Here is a 25,781-nt window from a genome sequence, read left to right as displayed (position 1 = left end):
GCATCATGCTAATAGGAGGATAAGGCGGAGTGATAGTATTGTTACAGAAGCAACAAATTATATTAAAGCACATTGACGGCATGACAAACCGAGCTATAGCAAGGGAGTTACACATGAGCAAAGACACTGTCAATAAATACATCAATGAATACCAACAACAAAAATCGGAACTACTACAAGCAAATCCAGAAATGGACCCTTCAGAGCTTATTCAAGCAATTGTAGAAAAGCCGAAGTATAATTCAGATGGGCGCAAGCCTACAAAGGTAACGCCTGAGATAATGGATGTAATTGAAGAACTTTTGGAGCTTAATCGTCAAAAACGTGCCGGAGGCAGGCCTAAACAGGTACTTAAGAAATTAGATATCCATGAAGAATTGCTTAATAGAGGATTCAATATTAGCTATGCTACAGTTAAACGTTTAGTGAGAGAAATTGAGGATCGTCATAGGGAAGCCTTTATTCGTCAGGAATATGATTATGGAGATGTGTGTGAGTTTGACTGGGGAGAAGTAAATCTTAATATCGGAGACGAAGGGTTTAAGAAGTATCAGATGGCCGTATTTACTGCAGCCAAAAGCAATTATCGCTTCGCTATGCTGTTTAAGGCACAGAACACTCCGGCGTTTCAGCAGTCACACGCAGAGTTCTTTGAGCATTGTACAGGATCATTTAAGACCATGGTTTATGACAATATGAGAGTTGCAGTAAAGAAATTTATAGGTCTACATGAAAAAGAGCCAACAAAAGCACTTACAGAGCTGTCTGTTTACTATGGTTTTCGTTTTCGATTTTGCAATATTGTATCCGGTAACGAAAAAGGCCATGTAGAGCGAAGCGTTGAGTTTGTAAGGAGAAAAGCATTTAAAACAAAAGAAACTTTTGATTCCATTACTGATGCCAATCGGTATCTTTTAGAATCCTGTATGAGAATAAATGGCAATCCCATTACAAATGGAACAGTTCCTTTAGAAGTCCTTGATAAGGAAAAGGAATACCTTCACCCTCACTTACCAATGTTTGAAAGCTGCGTTGCATTGGAATACAGGGTGGATAAATATTCTACCGTTTTAGTAAGTCAAAATCATTACTCAGTACCGGATTCCCTGGTTGGCAAAATGGTATTAGTTAAAGCCTATACCGATAAAATCATTGCTTATCACGAAAATAGCATTGTTGCCGTACATACAAGGAGTTATCTCAATCATGACTGGTGTATTCAATTAAAACATTACCTAAAAACTCTATATAAAAAACCAGGTGCCCTACACAAAAGCACAGCACTGCTTCAAGCGGACACCAAAATCAAAAACATATTCGAACATTATTATAGCAAAGATGCAAAAACATTTCTAGAAGTTTTAAACGTAATATATGAAAAGGGAGTTGATGTTGTTACTGATGCCCTTAGAGAATTAGAACGAATATCCCCCTTAGACATGAGTGTGGAAAAAGTTAAATCTATTTGTGATCATGCTGAAGAAACAAGATGCAGCACAAAAAAAGATTATACAGATATGCTTTCAGAAAAATCAAGGACAAGCCTTTCGTTGTATAACCAATTAGCTGGTTTACAGTCAGAGGAACAATGGAAAGGGGCAGTATAAAAAATGAAAATGAAATTAAACGACGAGATTAAAGAATACTGCAATATTTTAAAGTTAAAAGGAGTGCACGATCACTTCGAAGAAGTTATGGGAGAATCACAGGATTATGAGGAATTCCTTCATAAATTATTGCTATTAGAAATTGATGAAATGGACAAACGTGGTGTAGAATGCCGTATCCGCAATGCGAAATTCCCTTACAAAAAATACCTTGCGGTAGAACTTCAGTTATAAATCTCGGTGGATTTAAAGCACAATCATCAGCAACTAGGGGCTTTGGTATTATTTTTGCGTATGATGCAACATTAAAATGGAAAACTATATTTGGTTATATGAAGCAATATCAGAAAGAAAATGATAAAACCGAATGGACAAATATGATTTGTATATTAAATCAAGGGATAATACTACAAACTGATGATGACAAAGCAGTTTTTTCTTCAAATGAAATAGAAGAGAGTAGAAATAATAATTTGATGGGAATGCCTAGCACAAGTGGAAATCTGTTAAATTTATATCTTATACTAATGGATTTGTTGAATAATGCTAATTTACCTGTTATGAATGTTAGGGATTATGTTTTTATAAATAACCCTGTTGAAGATAAATCTTACTACTTTACTTATGGTGAATTGGGTGAATTGGGTAAATGTAAAAAACATGGTAGCTATTTGAAAAAAATAAGTAATTCAAGTATACAGAAAATTGTATCTGAATGTAAAAATGAAAAAAGCATCAATTGGCTTAAAGCAATAGATATTGCTTATGGTGATGCTTTAGATGAAGAACGATATGCAAAACAGCCACGCAACGTAAAAATATATAATCCAGAAAAACTAGAATTGTCACAAATACTAATTGATGAAGAAGGTTTATACCAGGGGTTACTGTTTGAAGATATTATAATAGATGGAGTAAACTATTGGGTTCCATATTATTACGCACTTAAGGAAAAATTAATTAAATATTGTCCTAAATGCGAAGAAGAAAAAGGCAAAGAATAGTTATATATTCACTATAAAATGAGAATTTTATCTGCAAATTTTTAATATTTATTCTGTATACACATATAGATATTGTCTGCCAAATTCATAAAAGTTATCTGTTATAATATAAGCATAGCCCAGTAGTTAAACTACTTGGGCTACATTTATATAAAGAATTTTTAGTTATCAGTCGTTTCTACTTTAGCAGCCTTTACTGGCTTATAGTCTCCTTGGTGAACATTGAAGCTAATGTTTTTTTCATCACTAGTACATATTATAGTTCCAGATTCATCAGTTCTATATAGCGGAATATGCTTCTTTTCTAGTTTTTTCATTGTAACATCATGCGGGTGACCGTAATCATTATCTTTGCCACATGAAACTATAGCGTACTTAGGATTAACTTTATCTAGAAATTCAGTGCTTGTAGAAGAACGTGATCCATGATGACCTAACTTTAAAACATCAGCAGACACATCAAAACCTTTTGCCAATATTTCTTTTTCAGATAAAGTTTCTGCATCACCAGTAAACAAGAACTTATTGCTACCATATGTTAATTTAATTACTATACTATAATCATTCATACCTTGATATTTAGAACCGTTAGGGGCTAGTATTTCGCAATTAGCATCACCAAATTTAAAAGCATCACCTGAATGAGGCGTAGTTATTTTTAAATTTTTAGCCTTTATAGCAGTAACTACGTCTTTAAATGTTGCAGTCTATAAGTTGCTTCCCAAGAGAGATATGCACTATTAATATCTATGTGAAATATAAGCCTTTTGTTATCCATAATAAATATCACCCTATATTATTTATTACCATTCATATACATTATATACGAATTTATGTTCTGTGTAAATATTAGATTTTCTTCGTATAGTTACATTATTTAACAAAATTAGTTCAAATAGATTATAAAACAGTGAATAAAATATTTTACATAAATTAAGAGAAGGAGTAAAAAGTAAAATAGGAGAATATGTGAAATAAATCTGGATATTGTTATAAAAGATTTAAGCAAATGGAAATTTAGAAATGAGGTGAAAGTATGTATCTGTATAGACATACCTTTGCCGTTAATGCGGTTAAAAAAAATGTAGATGTATTCTATCTCCAAAAGTTATTAGGGCACTCCTTGATTACCACTACTAGACAGTATGTTCAGATAGATACGAATGATTTGGTGAAAAAGCATAGTGAAGCAAATTTTTTAGATGAGTATTTTAAGTAAATAGAAATACAAACTGAATAAAGTCAGTAGGAAGTCCTTTTGAGTTTATTTAATATAAGGACTTCCTTAAAATAAAATTGGTTAAAAAATAACCAATATACTATTGACTTAACGAAATGTATGTGATATTATTTGATTGTAAGTTAAATATTAACCAGGAGGTGATGATAATGACTGGACTAGAATACATACTAGAACTACATGATATGAGTAATATTAAACTTGCTGAAAAATTTGGGATTAAAACCTCAAATATTAGTAGATGGTTTTCGGGTGAAAGGAAGATACCTGAAAAGTATCTTCAGGCATTAGAAAATATTTTTAATATACCGCAAAACTATTTTCAAAAAGAATTAACCGAATCAGACAAACTTAGAATACTTTGGAATAAACTTGATAAAGAATATTATACAGCCGATATACAGCGACAAAATGATATCTGTATGGAACTAGTTAGATTAGAACTTAATATTGAAATAGCAGATACAATTGAAAGTTTAAATAATCTATTTAAAACTGAAGATAAGACTACTTTAGAGAAAAAAAGTATAGCTGATATTATAGATAGAGTAATAAGAATTGCACAAAATAAAGAAATGCCAACTGGATTTATTAATGATTTGTTAAGTTGTGTAATAATGCATTACGAAGGGGAGTCGGCTTTTGTAAAAAGCGAAGTTCAAAGTTTGGATAATCGCCCAGAAGCATCAAGGTATATAGAAAAACGAGATTCAATTCTTAAAAAGTTTGATAAACTCATTGATGAATTTGAGGAAGCAAGAAAGAATTACATTGAAGAATCAAATATTAGCAAAAGTTAAAATGATCATTGTTAAACATTAAATATTTTAAATTTTACAAAAAATAAAAACAGACTATATATTTGTCTGTTTTATAACAGGCTCAGTATAGCCATACCTTAAATTGTACAAAACATTTAAAACGTGTATTAGGGATTAAACCCTTTACAATATAATTTTACTAAAATATACCTATTTCAAGCTATTTTATACATAGTATTATAAGAAATTTCGCACATTTATTATAACATTATGTAGTCTTAAAATCAACAGATGAAAATTGTTTGAATTAATAAAATCTAATGAAAGGAGATGGATTTAAGCTATTTTATGACAGTAGAAGTAATGACTATAAACAAATATATTATTGATCAATTTTAAGGAGGAATTTTTATGATAACAAATGAACAAATATTTAATTTAGAAGGATTAATTAATAATGATGTGGTGTTAAAAGATTTGGAACTTGAATCCTGCGTTGGATTTGATAAAGATAAAAACAGAAAGTTAAGCATATTCATCTTTGATAAAGATGATGTTGTTTTTGATTACATTACAGACTCATTAGCTAAAACTACAAAAATAGATAATGTTTTAAGCTTAATAATATGTGATGAAGAAAAGAATATTGCAAAAGTGGAAGAGAATATAAGGCTTGAAGAAGACAAGGTTAAGAAATTAAAAAATGAAATTAAAGAAGAAACAAAGGATTATTTAAACCTATACATAGTGGAAGAATTAGTTAGAAACATAAGAAAAATACAAGATAACATATGGGAGCTAAAAGATAGAAACAGGGTTAATAAGATGGTTATAGGAATATTGAAAAGAAGTTTAGAAAGATTAAAGGAGAAAGTTGCATAATTTATTCTAAAAATATCTTACAAGTCATAATGAATTTTAAATAACAAGCTGTAGTGAGAGTATTTTTTAACTCTCACTGCAGCTAAAAAATCTTTGTTATTAACATATACAAAAATAAATAGTTTGTAAACTGAAATTTTATTAAGAAAAATATTAAAAAAGACCTTAAGGAGGATTTTTATTATGAAAAAGAGATTTTCGGCTTACACTCCTGATGGAGAAATAGCTAGAAAGAAGCTGGAAAAATTATTTCTAAAAGCAGGGTTTATAAAAATTGATGATTGGATGTTTTGGGGGGAACAATGCGATGTACTTTCTATTACGAAACAACTATATAAAGAAAATATTGATTATGCTATATGCCCAATATCGTTGTCCAACGGTAAGACAGAGAATCAGAAAGCTGGTACAGAACTTCCATTTTAAATTAAACATATTTGGACAAGGAGATGAGTTATCCTGTCCACAATCTTATATATGAATGATAAATTTTATGAATATAGGGAGAAAAGTTACATAATGACTGGGAAAGAGATAATTACTAGAAATCAGTATTTAATTAAGCATTTCAGTATCAATGACGTTAATGATGCTGTTGAAATTATAGTAAGACCAGGTATGAGAGGAAAAGCAAAATAATTAGCTATTAATTGTTATTTGAAAGGTTTAGAACCAAACTATGATGGGTTTAAGCGAAGTGTAGAAATTACAAATCGATAAATTTATCGAGAAAAACTCAAGCGAGTGTATCTCACAAAACAAGTTGTAGTAAGAGTATTTTTTAACTCTTACTACAGTTAAAAAATATGTTTATGTGAACAGGGGAACTATATGAAAAAGAAAGATTTTAAAATGTACAGCTTTAATAATGCTGATATCGTAGAGGAGATAACTTGTAGTGGTAAAGAAAAAACGTACAAATATAGTATCACCAAAAATGAAAGGGAATTGAAGATCAAAGAAGCAAGGCTAACAGAAAATATATTGATTAAAGCGTACTGCAGATATACTAAACAAGACTTTAATGACGGTATGTTAACTACAGATATTATAAAAGTTATACTTTCAGATTGGGATGATACAGCTAGAAGGCAAGTAAAGGGGATTATATTCAATGACATAGAGTATGTTGCTTGGTTTTCTACCCCTTCGCAGATGAAAGTAGAAGATAAAGATACACATAGTAAATGTGAATGGTACTTTATAAAAAAGGAACTAGAGCCTTTTGCTGATTGGTTTGAATATATTATTAGCCTAGGAAAGATAGAAGATTATTATGGACAAGAGGCTTACATTAATAAAGATATAATAGCAAGAATAGCTTTAGCAACCTCATCGAGTTTTGAAACAAATTTAATACCTAATATAATAATACTTCCTGAATGTAGCAATAAAGTTATTTCTGATGTAATAGCTTTGATAGATGGAGTTGCCACGGAAATAACGGAAGATAGTAGTGATGAACTTAAAAAGTATAGACAAGTTAACACTACCTGTTTTGATGGCTGCGGAATTATGAGTTTAGAATTTGCAGATAAGATAAGGGATGAAATGGGTTTAAAGCATCAGGTAAGCTTTGCAGGTATTAGAATGTATAATGGTTTAGCAGTTAAGGGACTTGTAACAAGTGTAGATTTTATAGGGTATTTTGAAGAGTTTTATAGAAACGATACAGATTTATTTTATAAAAAAGAAGATGGTAAGTTTTACTGTATAGATTATTTTGGACAAGAACAATGCCTTGATGATGCAGATATGATCTTAAACGAGACCCAATGCAAATGGGCTAAAAATTTTGAGAGTATGGAAGAAGTCTATAAATTATTAAACTCTAATGAATTTGATGAATATGGAGATCTATTAAGTCACTTGTACATAACTAAGACAAATAAAGAACCGGATAAACTAAAAGACTATACCCTTACAAATTACCAATTACTTAGTAATCTAGCCATTACGGAAAGGGAAATAAATACTCTATCGCAGGAGACTGAAAGAATATTTAAGGAGATTTTAAAAGGAAACGAGGATGTTACAAGACTATTCTTAGGAGATATTATAACTAACGTAGAAACCGATATAGAAGGAAATATAATCCTAGAAAGTGATGATTCTATAACTACTAAGGCAGAAAAGTTATTAAAATTGAATAATGCGTTTATAGATAGCTCTTACGTTAGAAGGACTATAGCTAGAATGATTAATAAAAAAATTAATTTACTAGCTTCAGGAAAATTTTATATCAAGGGAGATTATAAGACATTAACACAAGACCCTATAAGTTTTTTAGATTGGATAATGTACAGAGGTAATAATGAATTGATGAATAGGCCTATAAATGGGCTAGAAGCACACAATTTCTATTGTACTAATATAAATGCTGATGAAGTTAGAACTATAAGTCGCTGCCCTTTAAATAGTTTCAGTGAGATTCAAAATGTTACGTTTACTAAAAATGAAATAATGAATAAGTATACGGGTCACTTTAGTAAGGAAATCTTAGTGTTTAATTGTTTTGATCTTACACCACAAATATTAAGTGGATGTGATTTTGATCTAGATATAGCCTTTGTAGTTGATGAGGAGATAATTAAAAATAGTGTGGTTATAGACTTACCATTAGTTAACCCAATGGAGGGTGATAAAGTACCAATGGTATATAGTAAAGAAAATAGAATTGAAGCTACATTACTAGCAAGTGGAAACCTTATAGGTAGTTTAGCAATGTATGGTATGAGTGTATGTAATCATTCGCAACAAGCCATGTATAGAAACTATAAGTACATAGATAAAGATAATTATAAATATTACGGTGAAATTTATGATTATAGAACACTATGGGAAGGATATAAGGAAAAGTTTAAAGATGAATATAAGGAAAATACATATTCTAAATTTGAAAAGATGTTAGAGGAAAGCTATGAATATATACCGGATTATTATACTGAAGAACAACTAAAAGAACAGATAAAACAGGGATTTTATTACTGCAGAAATTACTCCTACGAGTTAAGGAACTTACAAATGTTAGCAATAGATACCCCAAAAACTTTAAATCCACCTAAAGTTCCAGAATACTATAAAGGATTGAAAAAGCCACGATTTCTTTATTATGCCAAAGATTATATAAAAAAGGGAGATACTGAAAACCTACATACAGCACTTAATTTACATGCTACTAGAGTTGCAAGAGAGCTTATAAAGGAAGATATACAACAACAGAAGTATAGGGATAGGCTAGATATCTTAGAAAAGTACATGAGTTGTACAGAGTTTGCAGGTTTTTATAAAGAAGATTATGAGAAGTGTAAGACTGAAATTCAGAATCTTTATGATAAATATAAAAAAGAGGTTCATCAATCAGAATACAATCTGCAGATGAAAAAAGCTAAAGCTGAGTATTATAAAGAACTTGATGACCTGAAAGAAAGGTATAAAAAACGGTATGTAACTATATCTGCATACAAAAGAAAAAGTTCTGAGTTAAAGGATAATTTTGATGAGAATAAGGAAGGCATTAAAGAAAAATATCTTAATATAAAGTTATTAGCAGAAGCAGATTGTACATTCGCTGCAGATAGGATACTAGAAAATTATAAGAGAGAACTTATATCTCATTCTCTAGTAATGCTTAAGTGTTCGGAAAACTTTATATTTAACTTTTTCTTTAAGGCAGTAGCGGCAGTTATAGAAAAAAATTCTATGGATGTAGAAAATTACACTCATATACTTGATGAAAATGGCTCCATTGAATACTTATATAAAAAGTATAAAAGGATATTAGTTAAAAGAAGTAGCCAACAAACTATAGATAAGTTACATGAAGACAGTAGAGAACAATTATTTAAAAAATTAAGCAATCAAAGCAAGAATGGATTTACCAAAGAAGTTGGCATCGGTGGATGTAAATTAGATAAACTTGATTTTAATAAAGTAGCTATTAAAGTAAATAGTTATGTAGATGTAAAAACACATCAGGAAAGAAAGACAATTAAACTATTTGCAGGAGATAAAGAAGTAGGATATGTGTTCCCTGATTATTGTAAAATAGATGACTTTATCACTCTATTTGACTATGAAGATAAGGAAATAAACTTTAGTTTAAAGGATAGAAATCATACTAGGCTACAAGCAGTTTTAAATTACATTGGGTAGTATTCGGGGGCTTACAAAGCCCCCTCTGTTGTGAAAATATAAAAAATGAAAGGAGGATTTTAGTATGGAAAAACACAGTAAGTTTAGGTATATATATAATTACAAACAAGCATCTTTCTATCTTAGTCAGCAATGTAATCTGGTTCTAACAGACAAGCATGAAGTTACTGGTAATAGGTATTATATGTTTGTCAAGAATGAAAGATTAAGACAAGCTGAAGAAGCATGGAGAAACAGAAAAGTTAACTAAATTAATTTATATGAGAGGTTAAGCGTTATATGAATGACAAAGGACAATTAATAGATAAAATATATTGTGATATGCGTAGAGATAACGTTAAGGTTGCAGAAATTGCAAATATTGATGAGGATTCAAATAAACTTATTGAAAAAATCACTAATGAATTTGATGAAAAGATGAGAGGTTATAATAGTGCAATTACATCTAAACAACAATTAAAATTTGCAAAAGATGTAGCCGCAATATTAGTTAATGATTTAATAGATGCTGGTAAAACTGTTATAGTACCGGCTAAGGCTGGATTTGGAAAGTCTACAGTTATAAAGATAGCAGCTTTTAATATTATAAATAAAAGCCAAGGATTTGGAAGTCAGCAAGGGTTAATTATAGCCTCGGATAAAATAAAAAACCTTAAAACTTATATGGAAAGTATAGGTGAGAAATATTGTTACTTAATCGATAGTCAAGGTGAATTGCCAGTTAAAATGCAGTTTGCAGAACAGTATAGAAAACCTATTTTATTAATATCTACTCAGAGACTAAAAATGATGGGAGATAACATTAAGGTCTTTTCGGAATATAAAAATGAAAGAGATGAATATTGTAATAGAACAATGTTAATAATAGATGAAAAGCCTGAGCTATTAGATAGTCAAAGAATAGATCAAAAATTCATATCTGATATTAGAAACTCCATTGAAAATATTAAAATAAAGGATAAAAATATAGATTTACCGAATAAAGAATTATTAAAGGGATTATTGCAGGAATTAGATGCAACGTTTATAAAACTAACGAAAGAATATGCTGATAAGGAGTTCTATGTGCATAAAGCAGATGGGAGATGCTTAACTAGTAATGACGATTTGCTGTTTAGTTTAAGTGATAAGTACCTAGATTATGATACAGTATTTAAGATAGAACATGTTAAAAGATTAGTAATTACCCTAGGTGGGTTATGGTATAATAAAATACATTTAGGAAATAATCATCAGTTTTTTAGAACTTTAGGAATAATGAATTATAGTTATAATTTTAAAACTATTATTTTTGATGCTACAGCAGAAATAGATTTAGAATACCATGATTCAAGTAAATATATATTTCTGAAAATTGATGATGATAAGAAATATAATCATGTTAACATATATAACTATGATAACATTCATTTTAGTAAGTCAAGCCTTATTACAGGCTTTGGAAATAATAAAAAAATTGAGAGTTTTTCTAAATTCATAACCAATAAGTTTAAGGACATAAATGGAAAAATATACTTAACTACTTTTAATGAATCTGTTAAAGTCCTAAAAAATACTTTAGAGAAAACAGATTTAATGAAGCATATTGTTCTAGATGAGAATGGGAAGATACCGCATTATGGAGGAACAAAAGGCCAAAACTTATGGGGGAAATGTAATACTGCAATATTGTTAGGTATATATTCTCAAACTGAAGATATCTACACATCTATGGCAGTTAGTTATTACTTTTTAGAAATTTTTAAAGAAGCTAATGCTGAAACTCTCACAGAAGTGCTAAACTATACATCAAAAGGATATAGTACAAGTAGGTTAAACCTATTTAGATTAACTAAAATATTAGTCGATTTAGAACAAGATATTTATAGATGTGCTATAAGAAATTATAATAGTAGTGAACCGATAAATATATATACATTTGGACTAAATAAAATTGGAACAAATGTTTATCAACCAGAAATAGGTAAAAATTATTGGAGTAGTTTATTAGGTAAAATAAGCTCTAGAGTTAAAGGTGCTAATATTATAGAAGTAGAAGAAGTGCCGCCTGAACTAGATAAGGTGCTTAATTATGGGAATGGTGATAGTATTATAGGAAATTTGATAAGATGGGTTAAGGAATATGAAGGAACTCCAATATTAGTGAGCGAATTTAAAAAGATGTTTGGAATCAGCCAAAAATATTTTGAAAAGATTTTTAGCAACTCTGCTACTGATAAATCTATAATGCAGTTTCAAAACGTTTGGAAAAGTAAAAATATACAAAAAAAGGCTAATAGAGACTTTGGTAAAGGCAAATGGATTTACATATAAAAATTTTCCCTACTACTCTTAATATATATATTAGAAGTGGTAGGGATTTTTTATAATGTCAATTTTTATTTTATGTACAGGTATATTATTCGCCCCGTTGGGGGTCTGGGGGAAGGGAGGGCGAAAAGCAAACTTCTGTAGTGAAGCGAAAGAAGTTGCTTCCCTTCCCCTAGTATACATATATAATATAAAGTTTTAAGTACATATGTAAATCAATTGTAAATAGGGGGCAAGCTTTCACTAAGCTTCAAACTTCGCCTAAAGGCTCGTTTTCAGCAAGTGAAAGTGTACCACACCCCCTTCGTTGTGAAAATAAAAATAATTCGGAGGAATTTACATTATGACAAATTTAAAGATGAGAACAATAGGACAAGATCTAGGGAGGGAATTAGAAAATGACTTGAATACTAGGATAGAAATATCTTATTGCAATGAAGATTACGAAGGTGATAAAGAATTTATAGTATATATCTATTCTAATAAATATGATTACAAAAAGGTTTATTTAAACTATTTAGAAGGTATATCTTCAACTAATGAATATTTTACGGCAGTAAAATATGCTTTAATACAAGGAGAATTTTATGTGCATACTGCTTCTGCAGAGGAAAAATACATACAGGAAGTACTAGAATCTACAGGTGTAACTAACTTATACATTTCAGATGGCTGCTTGTGCAGTACAAAAAATGAGTGCGATGATATAGGTTTAGATTATATCGATTCTATAAAATATAATAAAGCTGAAAGGATGATAGAAATAACAGTAATTGAAGAGAAATTTAAAATTGATCTAGTAAATGAAACTATTACATATAGAGAAGAAAACAATGTGGAATCAATAGCAATGGATTCTATTAACAGAGTAGTTGACATATGGAATAAACTAAATTACTGGTGTTCTTTAGGATTAAAGGATGACTCAATAGTACTATTGGACAACGAATCTAACAATTCAGGCAAGATAGTTGATATTAGTAATATTGATATATTGAACCTAAAAGATAATGTAGTAAATATACAGTTTTTAAAAGCAGATGAACATGGTTTTGACTGTTGTAGTATTAATCAATATGGAATTGAATACTAAGATTAATTAAGAGCTTAGAGGGGAATAACTACCCCTCTAATTCATTTAGATTATGTATTAAATAAAAATACAAATAAAACAAAAAAGAAAGGAAGTGAAGAGATGTTGGTTATATAGAACGACACCACTCTTTATGTTAAAGTAACTCGCAAATAAAGCTTTGAGTGAGTTATGTATTGTATAAACTATAACTATGCCAAATAATAATTAAAAACCTGCCCACTAGTATTTTCCAGACCTTTTATACAAACAATATTTTGGTAATAATATTGAGTATAGAAGGACGTGTAGAGGGTGATAAGTTTGAATGAAAAACAAGAGGTTATATTAAAACATATTAGGGAGGGAAAATCACAGCGACAAATAAGCAAAGAAACTGGTATTTCTAGAGAAACCATACGAAAATATGTTAAAAGCTATGAAAATAAGCTGATTGAAGTAACAGATGACTTAGGTGAAATTGGAAAAATTAACATTATTGATGATATAACATCTAAGCCTAAATATACCTCGTCACCAAGAACTAAGAATGTTTTAACTGATGCAGTTATTGAAAGAATTAATGAATTTTTAAAGGAGAATGAGCGAAAGCGTCTAAGCGGATTATCTAAGCAGCAAAAGAAAAAAATAGATATGTATGAAGCTTTAATTGAAGAAGGATACGATATAAGTTATCCCTCTGTGGTAAATGCTGTAAATGCTATTGAAAGGAAAAAACGCGAAGCGTATATACGCCAAGAATATGCTCCAGGAGATGTAGTAGAATTTGATTTTGGAGTAGTAAAACTAAGGATGAATGATGGTAGTATAAAAGAATTTCAATTGGCAGTATTTACAGCGGCTTATAGTAATTATAGATGGGCTAGATTATTTCCAAAACAGAATACAGGCTGCTTCCTAGAAGCTCACGCTTTGTTCTTTAAGCAAATCAAAGGTAATCATAGAACTGTTGTTTATGATAATACCAAAGTTGCGGTAGCAAAATTCGTGGGACATATAGAGAAAGAAGCAACAGAGGCTCTTTTAAAGCTCTCCATATACTACAAATTTGCATTTAGATTTTGTAATGCTTATAGTGGCAATGAAAAAGGTCATGTTGAGAGAAGTGTTGAATTTATAAGAAGGAAAGCATTTTCAGGAGAACGTACTTTTACCTCATTAAATGAGGCTAACACCTATCTTGATGAAATGTTAAATAAATTAAATTCAAGAACTTTATCCAATTCTAATAAGTCACCGGTTCAATTATTGAGTAATGAACGAGAGTACTTATTACCAGATATGCCTTTATATGAAACAGCTGCTATCGCAGACCTAAGAGTAAACAAATATTCCACCATTATGGTAGATTCCTGTTATTACTCTGTACCAGATGATTTCGTTGGCACAATGGTACGATGCAAGATATATACCACTAAAATTTTAGTATTTTATAATCAGGAAGAAATAGCTAGACATGATAAGATTTATGGCATGAATCTATGGCATATAGATATTAATCATTACGCTAAAACGCTTTTTAGAAAGCCGAAGGCGCTAGTCAACAGTACAGCTTTTAAGCAAATGGACATTATGCTAAAAGATATCTACTCTAAATATTTTAACAACAATGAGCGAGATTTTGTAAAGCTAATTGAATTAGTTGGCAATTATGGGCTTGTACCTGTTAATAATGCTATAGATAATCTAAACGAAGTATGTCCAACTAATATCAGCATTGATAAAATTGAGTTTATTTGTGCCAGAAAACATGAGCCTAAAATTATATACCTAGAAGATCATAATGATGAAATCAAGAAGAATTCACTGAATATTCTAAACGATTTTAATGAGCTTTTAAATCTATAAAATCAAATTGCCTATATGAGGCAAGGAGGAATGATTAATGATAGCAGATAAGCTATTTATTAAATATTTACGTGAAAGATATCATATGAACATACCAGAGGAACTAGAAGTTTTTCTTTTGGAGGAATATGGTGATGAACCTTTTCCGTATGAATATACTGAGCAGGATTTGTATGAACAGATTCGGAAGATGGCGATAAACTACCATAAAGGTCTACTTAGCGTAGCGCTAAAGGGGCCTGAGCTACGATTAAAGCAGCGATATGAAGCACTGAAGGATGAATACATTAATGCAATGTATAAGGTGCGAAGCCTTGAAGATGAAGTAGAAAATCTTAAAAAATTGTTACAGAAACAGGAAGTGAATGACTATGAATTTTAAGAATTCATTTATTAGTGATATAAAAACATATGCTGAAGTTATAAAGCTAGGAGTTATAAAGAGTGACATTGACGTAGCAATTGAAGATGCTAACGCTAATAACCTTAGTTATGAAGAGTTCTTATGTGGACTACTTCAAAAAGAATGTGATATAAGAAATTATAACCTAACTCAAAGCAGGATTAGAACTGCTAGTTTCCCATATAAAAAGTATTTGGAAGACTTATCCATTGAAGACTTACCAGCTGATGCTCAATTAAAATTAAAGCATCTTAGCAGTTTAAAGTTCATAAAAGATGGTCAAAATGTAATTCTTTCTGGAAACTGCGGGACTGGTAAAACTCATATTGCTATCGCATTAGGGATAAAAGCATGCTTAGATGGATATAAAGTATTATTTACAACTGTGCCCCTTTTTATTACACAATTAAAAGAATTAAAGTCAACAAAAAATTTAAGGAGCTATCAGAATAAGCTTTCTAAGTATGATCTAGTTATATTAGACGAATTCGGATACATTTCTGCCGATAAAGAGGGGGCGGAGCTCCTCTTTACCCACATCTCATTAAGAGCCGGTCAGAAATCAACAATAATTACAACCAATCTTTCTTTTGATAGATGGGGTGAAATATTTGGTGATCCTGTAATGACAGCAGCAATGACTGATAGGTTAACTCATAAATCTTATGTTGTTAATATGAATGGAAATTCTTATAGGATGAAAGAAACTAAAGAATGGATTAATAGCCTTAAAAACTAATTTTCCATCTTTTGGTGGAAAGGTTTTTAATTATATTTTGGTCTAAAAATTATGTATAAAATACAAGTTACATATCGCTAGAACTTCATACATAAGACTTATGACAAACACATACAAAATAAGTAAAAGAAGGAGATAAAAATGCTTAATTATATAGGTAAAACTTAAGAGGCATGGCAAAATGAGATAGGTGTAGTAGTAACTACATCGTTTTTTATGTTAAAAGAATTAAAAGATAGGTTTCCGGTATGGTGCGCGGAGGAAATAGGAAGAGAATTTGATTTACTGGGGACAGATGATTTAGACTCTTGGGCAAGTATTTGCTTGCAGCGACAATTATTCGGAAGAGAAATTAACTATTTTGTGGATACAAATGGAAATAAAGCTAACTACCAGGAAGCTTATAGAGTTCAGCAAAGTGATAAGACATTGGTATGCTGTGATTTTGCAGTAGATGGAGGAGATTTTAGAACGTGGGATAACCATGTTGTTTTACTAAGTAATAATGATATAGAAAATAAAAATAAGTTAAGTGCCAATATAAATTCTATAGATAATATTACAAGAGATTCTTATAGTAATAAAGCATGTCTTAGTACTCTTATTCAAATGATGAGTTACTATGGTATAAAAATTAATAACTGGACTGACGAACAAAGGCTAATTTTAGGATACTTAGATGGCACTATGATACCATTTCAAGTTCAAAAAATAGATTTTCGTCCTGTAGCTCGTAAATGGCTTCATTTATTGGATTATGATGAGTTAGCTGAATTTATGGAATATACAGTTAACAGAAATGGATTTGATGAGTTTAACGCTGTAAAGGATAAGTATAAGTTAGATGCTAAAATAAGAATAGGAAAAGAGGGAAAGCTACAAACAGATATAAGACTTGATGAGCTTTCAGAAGTGTTTGGTATTGATATGAGATTACCAAAAGACTTGGTATTTGAAAAGTTTGAAAAATATGATAAATATACTAGAAACTTACGTTACAGACCAATAAGAAATAAAGAAGACCTATGTCCAGAAGGATATAGGTTTTTTAACTTTGTTATAACAAATAAAAATTTTGCAGTGTATTCTCTTGCTGAAAATAAATTATGTAAAAAAGAACTTGCGGCATAGAATACTGAAAATATAAGTAAATTAATGATATCTTAGGAGGATTTAAAACATGAAATTAACAAGTTTAAAAAGACAGGATATAAGAAGAGTATTTAAATATGAGGGTGAAGAAATAATTGTTTATAACCCTAATGACACAAAACAAGAATTAATTAGGGATTTTATAGCTAGACACACAAATCCAGAAGATAAATCGGTTGAAATTGCTGATATAGAAGTTTTAGGATTTCTATTTCCGTTGTTAACAAATCTAGAAATGCCTACAACTAAAGAAGAGCTTGAGGAAGTTTTAATAGACCCTAATTTTATCTTAACTGAAATAGGCTTAGAGTTAAGGGATATTGTGGCAGAAATTGCAAAAACAACAATACATACTTTAAAAGGCAACTTAGATTTATTACAATATGCTAATTTAACTGAAGCAGATCTTGTAAATTTGGTTAAGGGTAAGAAATAGATAAAACTAAAAAGGTATAAAAGGTGAAAAAGATAGAGAGTATGATGCAGAAAAGCTCATACTCTCTATTTATTTTTTGAGAAATAAATGGAGAGTGATAAAACATGGGAGATCTTTCGATTAAGGTTGATTTAAATTTTGGAAATGTGGATCAAAATGAAGATTTGTTAAAATCAGCAATAAATGAATTAAAAAGAAATATAAAGGGACATAATGATTTTAAAGTTCCTGTAGGTATAGATTTCGATGCAGATGGTACGGTCAAACAATTAGATAATATAGATAAGAAAATTGGAACAATCAGTAATAACATTAAGGGCAGCTTCAGTGGTATAAACCTTGGAGAATTAAGGGGTGCACTAGAATTAATTAAATCAATGCAAGATTTGCAAAAAGGTATAAAAATTAACTTTATTAATAAAGACGGTGCTGATTTATCTGGAATTAAGGCATCCTTAAATAGTGAAAAGAAACTAATAGAAGATTTTGCAAAAAGTGTAGGTATTAGTTATTCTGAAGAACTTCGTAAGAGTTTAGTTGATGGAGTTAAGGGGATAGGTGACTTAGGAGAAGTTTGGGGAAATATAAATAATCAAATGAGAAAAGGTATGCAAACTGTTAAGCTTGATAGTAAAGCTAAGGAAGAAATGCTAAGACCTTTTAAAGAGGTAAGAGATTATTTAAAAGAAAATGCCAAATCGCTTTATTTAGACCCTTCTGACTTCACAAAGAATGATTTTGAAAGAATTGCACAGGCATTTAAAGGAACTATTAAAATTGATAAAGATCGTAATGGAACATCACAACATTTAGATGAATTACGTGATAGTTTATTAAATAACAATGTTTTAGCAATTCCAGAAAAAGATTTAGCAGATACTCGCCAAATGGCTTTATATTTAGCAGACATGGTGCAAGAATATAAAAGACTTAAAGACCTTAAAACCGTAAGTAGTAATTTAACTTCTGAAGAAGAAGCAAAGCAGATGGCATGGAATGTTGAGAAGTTAACTGAGTTAATTTCAAAGCTTGAAGAGGTTAGAAATATTAAGCAAAGTTTAACAAACTTAAATGGATATGAACCTTCTTCTGAACAGATTGAAAAAGAAATAGCTGCCAATAAGGAAAACTTAGTGGTTTTAAAACAAGAAACTGCTGAAAAAGAAAAACAGATAGAATTAAATAGGGAAGAAGCAGAAGTTAAAATTAAAAACACCCTAGAAAATGGTGGAGGTTTAATTCATTCAGAAACTACTTATACTCCAAATACCAAAACTGGTGAAATGGAAGCCACAAGTAAGATGGAGATGTATAAGAAAAATTTAACTGAAACTCTAACCATAATGAAAAAAATTAAAGATGGAGAAGAGGAAGTAACCAGAAGCATTGAAGCAGAAGATCGTAGTCATGCACAAATGATGGTTTATAAACAGTTAAATGTTTTGTTGGACGCAGAATTAAAATTGAAGAAGCAGTTAATTACAGCAGATGTAGAAGAAGCAAAACTTCTTAATGAAAATCTGACTAGAATAACAAGCCAATATACAAATAATAAATCTAAATTAGATACATATAATCTTCATGACGTAGAACAAGATAGTTTAATTAAAAATAAAGAAAAAGACAATGTAAACACATTAGCTATTCAACAAGAAAATGCTGAATACAAAAAAGCAGAAACCTTACTTAAGGATATTTATGATTTAAAAACTAAGATTGTTAAAAATCAAGATGATGATACCTATATACAAAAACTACAAGAAGAACTTAAAATTCAAGAATCACAATTAGAAGCACTAAAGCTTAAATTGAGTTTAAATAACAATATTAAGTTAGGAAATACTCAGGAAAAACTTGACACTAAATTAGATTTTACTCAAGCTAAAGTAAATGATGGAACTGTAAAGGAAATTGAAACATTCCAAAATAAACAATTAGCAATTCTTGAAGAGTTAAAGGTTAAGTATAAGGACACTTATAATCCAGATGTAATTCAAGCATTTGAAAATGAAATAAAAAATCTTGATTTAAATACAGAAAAATTAGATCAACAATTATCTCAAATTAAAACAAAGATTAATAACTATACTAATGAGATGAAAAGGGAACAAAATTTAAATAAATATGGCAGCGATATTACAGGGTCTTTAAGTTCAGAAGTAAAGATAAAATTAGATAACACAAATGTTAAAGGTACTCAAAAAGACTTTGAAGATTTAGCTAAAACAATTCTTGGTACTGAAGCAGAAATTATGAAAGTTAGCTCTTTACCAAGATTAAAAAATGGTGATGAAATAAGAACTGTAACAGCTAGAGTTAAAGAGGGTACTGATCAATGGCATATGTATCAACTTGCTTTAGTTGAAGCAGGGGGTACAGGTGAAAAAAGTATTCGTCAACTTGATAACGGTTTAAAAGATGCTATCAATAGACAAATGAGTTTTGGAGACAAGCTTAAAACTGCTTTCGCTGGAATAGGAATATGGGGAGTAGCTACTAATGCAGTTTATGGAACTATGCACCAGGTAGAAGAGGGTATAGTCTTTATAAATGACTTAAATAAAGCAGAAACTAACATAGCTATGATAACAGGACAATCAAGAGAACAGATTCAAGGCATGACCCAAGATTATAGTAAGCTTGCTGAACAGCTTCATGAAACTACAAGTTCAATTATGGCTGGTTCAGAGGAGTTCTTGCGTGCAGGACACAATGCACAAGAAACAGGACAATTACTTAAATCTTCTACTGTAATGAGTAAAATAGCTGGTGAAGATCAAAAGGATGCTTCTGAACAACTTATTGCTATAACAAATGGATTTGGAATTAGTGCAGAAAAAACTATGGATGTAGTAGACAAGTTAACAACTATAGATAACAATGCAGCAACAAGTACAAAAGAACTTGCTGAGGCTATGAGTAGAACTGCTGCCAGTGCACAGTTAGCAGGAGTAAACTTACCTCAATTAGCATCTTGGATTGGTGTTGTAAGCTCAGTTACTAGAAAATCTGCACAAAGTATTGGAGAATCTTATAAAACTATATTTGCAAGGTTGGAAGATGTTAAGCAAGGCAAAAAGTTTGATGCAGAAAATCAAGATATTTCTAATGTAGAAGCTAGTCTAAGAAAAGTTGGAATAAGCCTTAGAGATAGTCAAAACTCATTTAGAAGTATGAATGATGTTATGAATGACGTTGCTAAGAAATGGGGCACATTGAATGAACTTCAACAGTCAGATGTTTCTAAATCAATTGCAGGTGTAAGGCAAAGGGAAAATTTTGTAGTTTTGATGAGTCATTATAATGAAGCTTTAGACCTACAAGAGAAACAATTAAATTCTTCAGGAAGTGCAATGGAGCGTTACCAGGCATATGCGGAAAGTACAGAAGCTAAAATAAACGATCTTAAAAATGCAACTGAACAAATGTGGATGGGATTAGTTAAGAGTGATACTATTAATGGAGCTATAGTCATGATGACCAAGTTTGTAAATACATTACAAGCTATTTCAAGTTACTCTACTGCAGGAAAAATAGGAATGGCCGCATTAGCAGCATCTATTCTATTAATTGGAAAAAACTTTGTTAGTGTTGCTATGGATATAACTAAAACATCAAAAGAGTTGACCGCATTGGATGCTATATTTAAATTGTTTTTAGGAACCAGTGTAACGGCAGGAGGAGTGGTTGAAGCCTTAAAAGTCGCACTGATCGGTTTAAAAGATACTATGGTAGCATTATTTACAACGACTGCCGGCATTACAACTTTAGGGATAGTTGCTGTAATTGCAGGAATAACTTACGCTGTAACTGAAAATACAAAACATCAGGCAGAATTAAAGAAGCAAACAGATGAGTTAAAAACTTCGTATGAAGGTCTTACAGAAGCAATGAAGGCTAATAATGTTGAAGCTATAAAGAGTAATTCAGTAAACTTGGAAAAAACACAAAAGATGCTACAAGATGCCATTAATAAGAAAAAAGAACTAGAAGAAAAAATGGAAAACCCGATGAGTTGGGATGTTAAAGTTGACACTGTTAACTTAAGAAATGCAAATAAAACTATCGAAGAACAAACCAAAATACTAAAAGATAATGGTGTAGCGTTTAATGAAACCACAGGAGAGGTATATTCTTTATCTGCAGCTCAAAAACAATTAGAAAACAATAAAATTGTAGATGATATTAAAAAACAGACAGATACACAAGTTAAACATAATAATCAAATAGTGTCTCAGATTCAAGAATATCAAAAGTTAAGTAGTGCAGAAGAAAAAAGTTCAACTCAAAAACAAAGAATGTCGCAACTATCTAATCAGCTAACGGAAAATATTAAGGGATTAATCATAGAAAAGGATAAAGATGGGAATATTACAGTAAAGAATACAGATTTGTTAAATGATCAAATTGGTATGCTTAATACTGAGAATGAAACCATTAAAACCAATGCTAAAGTAAAACTAGATGAAAAGAAAAATCATGCTGAGTGGCAAATCGGAAACACCAAACTAACTTATCAAGAGATAAAGAAAAGAATTGAAATGTATAATGCTGAAATTACTGCAGCAAAAATAGCGACTCAAAAGGCAGCAAAAGAATTAGGTGTTAACCCTGAATTTATGAATGGTATGGGTACCAGTACTGCTGCAATATATGCACAAATGCCTGAATTAACAGATGCTTTAAAAAATCTTGACAGTATATATGGTTCATCTGCTGATACTATTGATGGTAATTATACCCCCGCATTAAATAATAGTACAGACGCCCAAAAGAAAATGGTACAAGCTATTAGAGATGCAAAGAATGAGGTTAAGGACTTTGAAAATGCTATTAAGGCATTAGAGAGTGCTGTAGCTGATTTAGATGCAAGGCAGCAAACAATAGCACAACATACTAACGACTATAGAGAAGGTCTAAAACAGAAGCAGGAACTCATTAAACAGGAAATAGAGTTGACTAAAAAATCTATAGATGTAGATTATGCGAAAGCTCAAAGTTTAGGTGCTATAAATGGTGCTGCAGTTACTAGTAGTGGTAATTCAGGTGCATGGAAAGGTGCTTATGCTGATTTAATAAATTCTTCAGGAGCTAAATATAATCTTGACCCTAATTTAATTGCGGCCATAATTCAAACAGAATCTAGTTTTAATCCTAACGTACCTGATTCATCTGCTGGTGCAAAAGGAATAGCACAATTTTTACCGTCTACTGCAGCAGAACAAGGAATTTTCAATCCATATGATCCTACTCAAGCGATTCCAGGATTGGCAAAATATTTAAGACAGAGAATTGATCAAGCTGGTAGTATAGACGGTGGTATAAAAGGCTATGGAGAGGGAACTGACGAGTATTTAAATAAAGTAAAAGGTTATTGGAGTCAATATAGTAATGGTAAGATAAATGATGATGGTGTTGAAGGAACTACTTCTGGTACAACTGCAGCAGAAGAGTTTATATCTAAGGCAGAGGAAGCTAAGAAGAAAGCAGTAGCATTACAAAGTGAACTTGATAAATTAAACCTTGATATTTTCAAAGATTCTTTAGGAGAGTTTGATGATAAGGTAACTATTGCTGAAAATCATATGAGTACTATTAAAAGTCAAACTGAAGAGTGGGTAGTTGGTAGTCAACAACATATAGATGCTTTAGCACAAGAAGGTACGGCTATAAATGAAAAGTATGGAGTTTTATATCAAAAACAACAATTTATACTTGGTGAACTTCAAAGTGGGAAATATAATGATGCACAGCTACAAGAAATGCAAAAAGACCTTACAAGTGTACAACAAGCTTTAGCAAGTACAAGTGTAGATATGAAGAAATTCTTTGCAGATTATTATAGTCAAAGATATGATCAAACAATGAAACCTATTAAGGATGATTTGCAAGAATTACAAAATACTTTTAGTTTTATGCAAGCTCAGGGAGATAAAGCAACTTCTGACATTCAATATCAAGTAGCTGATAAGATCGTTAAGAAAACTGCCAATCAATTGTCGGTACAGCAAAGCTATATGAGTTATCTTGTAAATCAATTGGCTAATGAAAAGTATGAAAGTACTAGACTTATCATTGGAAATGAGATAGACAAGGTTAAACAAGATATGGAGAAAACTAGGCAGGAGTTAGTAAAAGTAACACAGCAAGAGTGGGAAATTAAGTTTAAAGTTAATGACCAGGCACTTGAAAAAACTAATAGGGAGCTATCTCAAATTCAAACAAAAATAAATCTTCTTAGTGAAAATAGTGGTAGCTATTTTACTGACAAAGCTAATTTAGTAAATGAAGAGATATCTAAGAATCAAGATATTATTGATTTACTAATTCAACAAAGAGATGAGTTAATTAAAAATAGAGATGCTGTAAAAGATACTCCTTATTTATGGAATGAAATAAATGACAAGATAGCTGAGTATGAAGATAAGATTAATAGTGCTACTGAAGCCATTAAGTCACAAAATGATGAACTTAAGAAAATTGATGAAGATAAAATTAATAATTTAAATGATATTCAAAGCAAAGTAGTAGATATTATAAAAAATAATTATGAACTACGCAAAAAATATGAACTTGATCAGGAAACTGAACGCCATGAAGCTGCAATGAAGAACATGGAAAAAGAGAGAAAAGCTTTTGAGGATTTTGTTAAAGAAAAGCAAACAGCAATTGACAGAGAAACAGATGAACATAATTTTAATAAAGACTTAAAAGAAAAACAAGATAACTTAGCAAATTTGCAGCAACAGTATAATGAATTGGCTATGGATAATTCTCAAGAAGCGGTTGCAAGGAAAGCCGATTTAGCTAAACAGATTGCAAAAGCACAAGAGGATATTCAGGAGACTCAATACCAAAGAGGTCAGGAGTTAGATAAGCAAAATTGGAGTGACATACTTGATAATTATAATAAAGGAATGGATGAAAAACAACAAGCCGAAGATGATTTTAATAAGAAAACCGTTGATGCAGTTAATACTAAGTACGATGAGTTATTAAAATCTGAAAATCTTTATGCTGAAGCATCAAAAGCCATACAAAATAACCAATTAGATTATGTAAAAGAAATTACAACTAATATTAATGGTATTATATCCACAGAAATACAAACCACTTCTTTATCATTAAAGGATGCATTAATTAAGAATGCAGAAGAGTTTGGTGACGCTGCTGGTATAATGAAAGACTATGTTGAAAACAATCTTATAGCTTCAATAAATAAAGCTATTGATGCTGCTAAAAATCTTAGTTCTATAACTTCTGAGATAAGTAGGATTGATAATACCAGTTATAATGTTCCTAATTCTGCCGTAGGAGATGGCAACCAACTTACAGATGCTAGTGGAAATTCTACAAGTAATGGGGTTAAACAAGCACATAAAGTTTTAGCATTGTCTATAGATGGTGAAACACCAGATAGACCTAGTGATTATACTAGTGCTTCAAGCATATTCTCACAAGTTGGATACAATGCAGTTGATGTTCGTGGTAAAAATCATGATTATGTATATTCGAGTCTACAAGCTGGAGATATTTTAGTTAGTCCTGAGTTGATGTCATTCACTGGTGCAGAAATACAAGCATTTAAAGACAAAGGAGTAACAGTAATTAATGCACAAAGTACTAGAGAACAAACAAAATCTCAAATGGAAGTTGTGGCAAATCAGATAAAAGGTTCTTATGACAATGGTGGAGTAATAGATTATACTGGATTGGCAAATGTACATGGTTCGCCAAGTAAATCTGAAGTTGTATTTAATTCAAGTCAGGCAAGTAAATTGTATAATTTTATTAAGAATTTATCTTCTAGTGATATTAGTGTTCTTCCTAATTTGAGTCTACCAAACACAAATAATTTACAATTAGTAGGAACTGGACAACCAGGTATATTTAAATTTGATAATTTAATCAGAGTGGACGGTAATGTAGATAAAGATGTATTACCGTCATTGGAAAGTATCAGTAAAAAGATATTAGGAGATATCCAAAAAATATTTAATAGGGCAGGATATTTTAGAAGGTTGTAATTAAATTTTACAGCCTTCTTTTCTTTGTTTCCATTTAAGAAGAAAGGTGAGTTTGTAGATGTTTATAATTACAGACTTTACTTAGTTAGTCAAGAGCCTTCATCCACTAGTCAAAAAGTATAGT

The 25,781-nt window shown here is 30.6% G+C and carries 17 protein-coding genes and 1 pseudogene; 17 read left to right on the top strand and 1 reads right to left on the bottom strand.

Annotated features, from left to right (window positions below; genetic code table 11):
• Positions 1-38: 38 nt before the first annotated feature.
• From istA (HGI79_RS11190) to HGI79_RS11180, 3 genes are read left to right on the top strand one after another with little or no spacing between them, the layout of a single operon-like run.
• Positions 39-1,607, top strand: coding sequence for an IS21 family transposase (gene istA / locus HGI79_RS11190; RefSeq protein ID WP_185650772.1), 1,569 nt, complete (start codon positions 39-41; stop codon positions 1,605-1,607).
• Between the two features lie 3 nt (positions 1,608-1,610).
• Positions 1,611-1,841 (top strand): hypothetical protein, encoded by a 231-nt coding sequence (locus HGI79_RS11185; protein ID WP_185650771.1) that lies wholly within the window; start codon positions 1,611-1,613, stop codon positions 1,839-1,841.
• Positions 1,778-2,611 (top strand): hypothetical protein, encoded by an 834-nt coding sequence (locus HGI79_RS11180; RefSeq protein ID WP_185650770.1) that lies wholly within the window; start codon positions 1,778-1,780, stop codon positions 2,609-2,611. The genes HGI79_RS11185 and HGI79_RS11180 overlap by 64 nt, the downstream gene beginning before the upstream one ends.
• Positions 2,612-2,772: 161 nt before the next feature.
• Here HGI79_RS11180 and HGI79_RS11175 read toward each other — a convergent pair.
• Positions 2,773-3,318: pseudogene (locus HGI79_RS11175) on the bottom strand (ComEC/Rec2 family competence protein); the annotation flags it as partial.
• A 329-nt stretch (positions 3,319-3,647) separates the two neighbouring features.
• Here HGI79_RS11175 and HGI79_RS11170 point away from each other — a divergent pair.
• From HGI79_RS11170 to HGI79_RS11105, 14 genes are all read left to right on the top strand, one after another.
• Entirely contained in the window at positions 3,648-3,830 is a 183-nt protein-coding gene (locus HGI79_RS11170) for a tyrosine-type recombinase/integrase (protein ID WP_185650768.1), read from the top strand.
• 170 nt (positions 3,831-4,000) lie between these two features.
• Entirely contained in the window at positions 4,001-4,651 is a 651-nt protein-coding gene (locus HGI79_RS11165) for a helix-turn-helix transcriptional regulator (RefSeq protein ID WP_185650767.1), read from the top strand.
• Between the two features lie 372 nt (positions 4,652-5,023).
• Positions 5,024-5,494, top strand: coding sequence for a hypothetical protein (locus tag HGI79_RS11160; protein ID WP_185650766.1), 471 nt, complete (start codon positions 5,024-5,026; stop codon positions 5,492-5,494).
• Between the two features lie 183 nt (positions 5,495-5,677).
• A complete protein-coding gene (locus HGI79_RS11155; RefSeq protein ID WP_185650765.1) occupies positions 5,678-5,920 on the top strand; it encodes a hypothetical protein in 243 nt (80 codons plus the stop codon).
• 405 nt (positions 5,921-6,325) lie between these two features.
• Positions 6,326-9,649: an RNA dependent RNA polymerase gene (locus HGI79_RS11150; RefSeq protein WP_185650764.1), complete on the top strand. Its 3,324-nt coding sequence runs from the start codon at positions 6,326-6,328 to the stop codon at positions 9,647-9,649.
• Positions 9,650-9,713: 64 nt separating this feature from the next.
• The gene (locus HGI79_RS11145; RefSeq protein ID WP_185650763.1) at positions 9,714-9,899 is read left to right on the top strand and encodes a hypothetical protein; all 186 of its coding nucleotides are present in this window, start codon (positions 9,714-9,716) and stop codon (positions 9,897-9,899) included.
• Between the two features lie 29 nt (positions 9,900-9,928).
• Positions 9,929-11,962, top strand: coding sequence for a DEAD/DEAH box helicase (locus HGI79_RS11140; RefSeq protein WP_185650762.1), 2,034 nt, complete (start codon positions 9,929-9,931; stop codon positions 11,960-11,962).
• 340 nt (positions 11,963-12,302) lie between these two features.
• On the top strand, positions 12,303-13,052 hold the full coding sequence (locus HGI79_RS11135; protein WP_185650761.1) for a hypothetical protein: 750 nt from the start codon (positions 12,303-12,305) through the stop codon (positions 13,050-13,052).
• Positions 13,053-13,346: 294 nt separating this feature from the next.
• Positions 13,347-14,900 carry an IS21 family transposase gene (istA, locus tag HGI79_RS11130; protein WP_185650760.1) on the top strand — a complete coding sequence of 518 codons (1,554 nt, stop codon included), beginning with the start codon at positions 13,347-13,349 and terminating at the stop codon, positions 14,898-14,900.
• Between the two features lie 37 nt (positions 14,901-14,937).
• Positions 14,938-15,282: a hypothetical protein gene (locus HGI79_RS11125; protein ID WP_185650759.1), complete on the top strand. Its 345-nt coding sequence runs from the start codon at positions 14,938-14,940 to the stop codon at positions 15,280-15,282.
• A complete protein-coding gene (istB, locus tag HGI79_RS11120; protein ID WP_185650758.1) occupies positions 15,272-16,042 on the top strand; it encodes an IS21-like element helper ATPase IstB in 771 nt (256 codons plus the stop codon). The genes HGI79_RS11125 and istB overlap by 11 nt, the downstream gene beginning before the upstream one ends.
• 216 nt (positions 16,043-16,258) lie before the next feature.
• Positions 16,259-17,173: a hypothetical protein gene (locus tag HGI79_RS11115; RefSeq protein ID WP_185650757.1), complete on the top strand. Its 915-nt coding sequence runs from the start codon at positions 16,259-16,261 to the stop codon at positions 17,171-17,173.
• 49 nt (positions 17,174-17,222) lie between these two features.
• Positions 17,223-17,630, top strand: a complete 408-nt coding sequence (locus HGI79_RS11110; RefSeq protein ID WP_185650756.1) for a hypothetical protein — start codon at positions 17,223-17,225, stop codon at positions 17,628-17,630.
• A gap of 104 nt (positions 17,631-17,734) precedes the next feature.
• Complete coding sequence (locus HGI79_RS11105) at positions 17,735-25,657, top strand: phage tail tape measure protein (RefSeq protein WP_185650755.1); 7,923 nt, start codon at positions 17,735-17,737, stop codon at positions 25,655-25,657.
• Positions 25,658-25,781 lie beyond the last annotated feature (124 nt).

The sequence above is a fragment of the Clostridium sp. DJ247 genome (genome assembly GCF_014231265.1).
This window is presented reverse-complemented; position numbering and strand designations above follow the sequence as displayed.

Excerpts from the sequence above, each read along its gene's own strand:
- istB (WP_185650758.1), top strand. The coding sequence starts at position 15,272 with ATGAATTTTAAGAATTCATTTATTAGTGATATAAAAACATATGCTGAA.
- HGI79_RS11105 (WP_185650755.1), top strand. The coding sequence starts at position 17,735 with ATGGGAGATCTTTCGATTAAGGTTGATTTAAATTTTGGAAATGTGGAT.
- HGI79_RS11145 (WP_185650763.1), top strand. The coding sequence starts at position 9,714 with ATGGAAAAACACAGTAAGTTTAGGTATATATATAATTACAAACAAGCA.
- HGI79_RS11185 (WP_185650771.1), top strand. The coding sequence starts at position 1,611 with ATGAAAATGAAATTAAACGACGAGATTAAAGAATACTGCAATATTTTA.
- HGI79_RS11170 (WP_185650768.1), top strand. The coding sequence starts at position 3,648 with ATGTATCTGTATAGACATACCTTTGCCGTTAATGCGGTTAAAAAAAAT.
- HGI79_RS11160 (WP_185650766.1), top strand. The coding sequence starts at position 5,024 with ATGATAACAAATGAACAAATATTTAATTTAGAAGGATTAATTAATAAT.
- HGI79_RS11110 (WP_185650756.1), top strand. The coding sequence starts at position 17,223 with ATGAAATTAACAAGTTTAAAAAGACAGGATATAAGAAGAGTATTTAAA.
- HGI79_RS11115 (WP_185650757.1), top strand. The coding sequence starts at position 16,259 with ATGTTAAAAGAATTAAAAGATAGGTTTCCGGTATGGTGCGCGGAGGAA.
- HGI79_RS11135 (WP_185650761.1), top strand. The coding sequence starts at position 12,303 with ATGACAAATTTAAAGATGAGAACAATAGGACAAGATCTAGGGAGGGAA.
- HGI79_RS11155 (WP_185650765.1), top strand. The coding sequence starts at position 5,678 with ATGAAAAAGAGATTTTCGGCTTACACTCCTGATGGAGAAATAGCTAGA.
- HGI79_RS11140 (WP_185650762.1), top strand. The coding sequence starts at position 9,929 with ATGAATGACAAAGGACAATTAATAGATAAAATATATTGTGATATGCGT.
- HGI79_RS11165 (WP_185650767.1), top strand. The coding sequence starts at position 4,001 with ATGACTGGACTAGAATACATACTAGAACTACATGATATGAGTAATATT.
- HGI79_RS11150 (WP_185650764.1), top strand. The coding sequence starts at position 6,326 with ATGAAAAAGAAAGATTTTAAAATGTACAGCTTTAATAATGCTGATATC.
- HGI79_RS11180 (WP_185650770.1), top strand. The coding sequence starts at position 1,778 with ATGCCGTATCCGCAATGCGAAATTCCCTTACAAAAAATACCTTGCGGT.
- HGI79_RS11125 (WP_185650759.1), top strand. The coding sequence starts at position 14,938 with ATGATAGCAGATAAGCTATTTATTAAATATTTACGTGAAAGATATCAT.